Genomic DNA, 4035 nt, shown 5'->3' with positions numbered 1-4035 from the left:
TCAACCCGATCCTCGTCTCCGACAGCCGCCGTTCGCTCGCCCCGTGGTCGATCTCGGCCAACGTGGGCGACTTCAAGGACGCCGACAAGACGTTCCCCGGCTCCTACCTCGGCTGGACGCCGTACGTCCTCGACGGCGGCGCCGGTGCCGCGGCCGGTGACCCGGTGGCCTCCGGCTACGACGACCACGGCCAGGGCCTGTCCGTCTCGCGTGGCCTCGGCTCCGCCGCGCAGGGCCACCCGCGGGGCTCCGCCAAGCTCGGCGCCGACCTGGATCTGAAGATCCCGGACAGCGTCGAGAAGGGCGGCTACCGCGCCACCCTCACGATCACTGCGCTGAGCAGCTGACCGTACCCGTTTGACGGCGGGGCAGGCACCGTCGGTGCCCGCCCCGCCTCTTGCTGTGCGCCTACGCCCCCAGCGTTGGCGGATTGGCGCAGTCGGGGCTCAAAGCGTCGGCGCGATTGGCCCGTAGTCGGTTGTCGTTTCCTTTGCTCCGCCGCGATCGACGACACCACACTCGCGGAATCGATCGGCAGTGCGTGCCCGACCTATCCGCCTGATCTGCGCGAGTGGCGTTGCCATGCTCATCGCGGTCAAGGAGCACCTTGCGATCCGGGTGTGGTCGGCTCGACGAGACACGGATGGGGCCCGGGTGTTCAGGGCCGTGAGGCGTGCGTTCGAGGCGTGGTGCGGATCACGGTTACCGTGAGGATCGCGCCGAGAACGAGCAGGGCAGCCATGACATACAGCCCGTTGTTTACGCTGCCGGTCTGCGTCTTGACCCATCCCAGGAGAAACGGGCTGACGAAGCCCCCCGACAGACCGATCGAGTTGATCAGGGCGATCCCACCAGCCCGTGCCTCTGGCGCCAGGTACCTGACCGGAATCGACAGCAGGATTGGCATCGATCCGTATACAGAGCAGGCGAGGAGCGCCAGAGAGAAGATCGACAGTGCAAGGTTGGTTCCGGCGAACGACAAAAGGATCAGCGCGGCGGCGCCGGTCACGCACGCTATGGCAGCATGCCACCGACGTTCGCCGGTCCTGTCCGAGTGACGGGACAGCAGGAGCATCGATGCCGTTGCAGTCGCGAATGGGATGGCAGCCCATGCGCCGATCTCGCCGGGCGTGGCGACGCCTGCATCCTTGAGCATCAGGGGCATCCAGAAGGCCACTGCTTGAATGCCGCACACTACAGTGAACCACGCCAGACCCATCACGTAGACGTTGATGTCGCGAAGGGCGCTGCCGAAGCCGTGCGAGCTGCCGGATGATGCGGAGTCGAGTCCGGCCAAAACCTCGCGGCGCTCGGCGTCGTTGAGCCACTTCGCCTTCTTGGGTCCGTCAGGAAGGACGAAGAAGAACACCACACCCAGCACGATGCTGGGCACGCCCTCGAGCAGGAACAGCCACTGCCAGCCGCCGAGGTCCGCGACTTCGTCCATGGCTTGCAGGATCCAACCGTTGATTGGCGAGCCGAGGGCGCCGGCGATCGGACTGCCGCACAGGAAGAGTGCCATGACACGGGCACGGCGGTCATTGGGGAACCAATAAGTGAGGAAGAGCATTACACCGGGCGCGTAGCCCGCTTCGAAGGCACCCAGCAGCAGACGCATGACGTAGAACTGGGTTGGCGTCTGAACGAACATCATGCAGGTGGAGGCCAGCCCCCACAAGACCATGATCCGCGAGAGGGTCAGCCTGGCCCCGATGCGCTTCATCCAGAGGTTGCTCGGGACCTCGCAAAGGAAATAGGTGGCGAAGTACAGGCCGGCGCCGAGGCCGTACACCGCGGCGCTGAAACCGAGGTCCTCCTTCATCTGTAGCTGAGCGAACCCGATGTTGATGCGGTCGAGGTAGGCGAACACATACCCCGCGAAGATCAGCGGAATGAGCCGCCACCCGATCTTGGAGTACAGCGCTCTCTTGGCGTCGGAGTCCGCGGACGGCAAGGCGTCCTTGCCGAGGGGTGGTTCGGTGGCAGTCACGGTTGCCTCCATTGGCAACGTCCCAGCGCCTTCAGCTCGCGATGGCGCACCTGGTCGAGTGGGTGTGGTTGGTGCGGATCGATGAGTCGGTTCCTGTCCTGGTGCCGGGAGCTCCCCGGGACGGTGGGATCGCCAAACTCAACGTCCGGGACGGCCGTACCTGTTGGCCGTACTACGGACATCCGTCCGGAAAAGTTTGTGCGGCGGTGGCAACTGTGTCAAGCACGTAATGATTGGCTTCCAATCAAGTGAAACGGCAGTACAAATGCCTCGTTATGGGACATCGAAACCCGATGTGGATGCGTCGCATGTCAATGCATCGAGGAGGCGTCGTTACGTCTCGCTACCCGTCTTGCGGACAGGTGTCCGTAGCGCTCGACGCGACCCAATTGTGTGGCTGAGGGCGAGGCCCCAGTCGGCGACGGGATGCCCCGCCTGCGTTGTGGCGGGCTCTGCATGTTGGGAAGCCGCCCCGAGGCGCCCTCGACTGGGACTGCGTGGGCAGTGACATCTGGTCTGCGGCAATCGGTGCCTGGCAGGTGTGTGGTCAGACGGGCGAGGACCTCCTCAGATCTGATTGCTGCCGATGGGAAACTGTCCCTACCGAAGATCGGGGAACTCGAGGTCGAGTGGTCGCGACCTCTCCCGTCGACTCCGTCGTCGGTGACCATCATCAAGGACGCCGCCGGCAGACTATTTGCCGGTTTCGTGGTGGAGACCGACCCCGAGGCTGACTTCCTGCCGCCTGCTGACGGTGGCATCGGCATCGACCTGGGCTTGACGCGGTTTGCGGTGCCGTCCGACGGCAGCCACATTCCTGCGCCGCGCGGAGAAGAGGCTCCGCAAGGCACAGCGAGGCATGTCACGCAAGGAGAAGGGCACCAAGAACCGGGAGAAGGCCCGGGTCAAGGTCGCGTGTGCGTATGCCCGGGTGGCCGATGTCCATGAGAACTCTCACGACGATTGGTCGACGCGGTTGATCAACGACAACCAAGTGATCAGCGCGGAACCTTGAACGTGAAGGGACTGGCGCGCGGGCGCTTGGCGAAGTCGGGTACGACGCCGGCTGGGGCCGGTTCGTCAGCATGCTCCGGTACCAGACCGAACATCGCGGTCGGGGCATTGTGTGGGTCGGTTGCAGATCACCGTCCTCGCAGATCTGCTCGGAGTGTGGCGACGTGATGGGTCGAATCCGCTGCACATCCGGCAGCGGACCTGCCCCAGGGTGTGGCACCCTGCTGGGCCGGTACGGGAACGCGGCGCGGAACGTCCACGCAGATCCGACAGACAGGGAGATCCGTCGAGGGCGAAGGCAAGCTCACCAGCGCGGCGTAAGACCGCAAGGCCAGTAGCACCCATTGCCGGACCTGCGGCCCCGCCTCTACGAGGAGCGGGTAAATGCCCGCCGAGCGAATGTGGGGCCAGGTCTTGCCCCGGCGGTTTGCGAAGGACCCACCCCGGTGGGAAGGAAACAGGAACACTTCCGGAAACGGCGTCACCTGGTCACGGGCCAGCGCCGGACCCACGGAGAATCTCCAGGCGGGGGAGGGGAAGTCAATGGAGCTGCTTCTTCCAGGGCCCGCACCAGTATCTGGCGCGCACCCTCCAGGGCATGCTCATCGCCTTCTCCCTGACCGGTGTTGTCTGGCCATTGCCGTCAGACTTCCTGCCTCGTGTGGGGTTGGCGGCAGTAAGGGGCATGAGCGGGTCAGACCCCGGCGGTGGCGCTCCTCCAGGAGTGTAAGTGGTTACGGGGGCGGTCACTTCTACGTCGAGCCTGCCGAATTGATCGATGCATGCACCGTGCGCGCTGATCGGTCATCCAGCAGCGGGCGCGACGCTCCCCTGGGCCTCGGGTGACCGATTCCCCCGACCCGGAGGCGGCACACCGCCTCTGGGTCGGGGTCTCGGGGCTTACTTCGCGGCGCCGAGCTCGATCGGCACGCCGATGAGGGAGCCGTACTCGGTCCAGGAACCGTCGTAGTTCTTGACGTTGGGCTGGCCGAGCAGCTCGTGCAGCACGAACCAGGTGTGGGCGGAGCGCT

Annotated in this window: 3 protein-coding genes and 2 pseudogenes; 3 read left to right on the top strand and 2 right to left on the bottom strand. The window is 65.3% G+C overall.

Annotated features, from left to right (window positions below):
• Positions 1 to 347: pseudogene (locus tag AB0F62_RS42490) on the top strand (metallophosphoesterase); the annotation flags it as partial.
• Between the two features lie 311 nt (positions 348 to 658).
• Here AB0F62_RS42490 and AB0F62_RS42485 read toward each other — a convergent pair.
• On the bottom strand, positions 659 to 1990 hold the full coding sequence (locus AB0F62_RS42485) for an MFS transporter (RefSeq protein WP_361812200.1): 1332 nt from the start codon (positions 1988 to 1990) through the stop codon (positions 659 to 661).
• Between the two features lie 859 nt (positions 1991 to 2849).
• Between AB0F62_RS42485 and AB0F62_RS42480 the strand changes: the two genes are divergently transcribed.
• Both AB0F62_RS42480 and AB0F62_RS42475 read left to right on the top strand, forming a co-directional pair.
• Entirely contained in the window at positions 2850 to 3005 is a 156-nt protein-coding gene (locus AB0F62_RS42480) for a hypothetical protein (RefSeq protein WP_361812197.1), read from the top strand.
• Positions 3006 to 3075: 70 nt separating this feature from the next.
• A complete protein-coding gene (locus AB0F62_RS42475) occupies positions 3076 to 3342 on the top strand; it encodes a zinc ribbon domain-containing protein (RefSeq protein WP_361812194.1) in 267 nt (88 codons plus the stop codon).
• A 562-nt stretch (positions 3343 to 3904) separates the two neighbouring features.
• Here AB0F62_RS42475 and AB0F62_RS42470 read toward each other — a convergent pair.
• Positions 3905 to 4035: pseudogene (locus AB0F62_RS42470) on the bottom strand (sulfurtransferase); the annotation flags it as partial.

It is taken from the genome of Streptomyces sp. NPDC026673, from assembly GCF_040638135.1.
Lineage (GTDB): Bacteria > Actinomycetota > Actinomycetes > Streptomycetales > Streptomycetaceae > Actinacidiphila.
The sequence above is the reverse complement of the archived record's forward strand: the minus strand, read 5'-3'. Positions and strand labels throughout refer to the sequence as shown.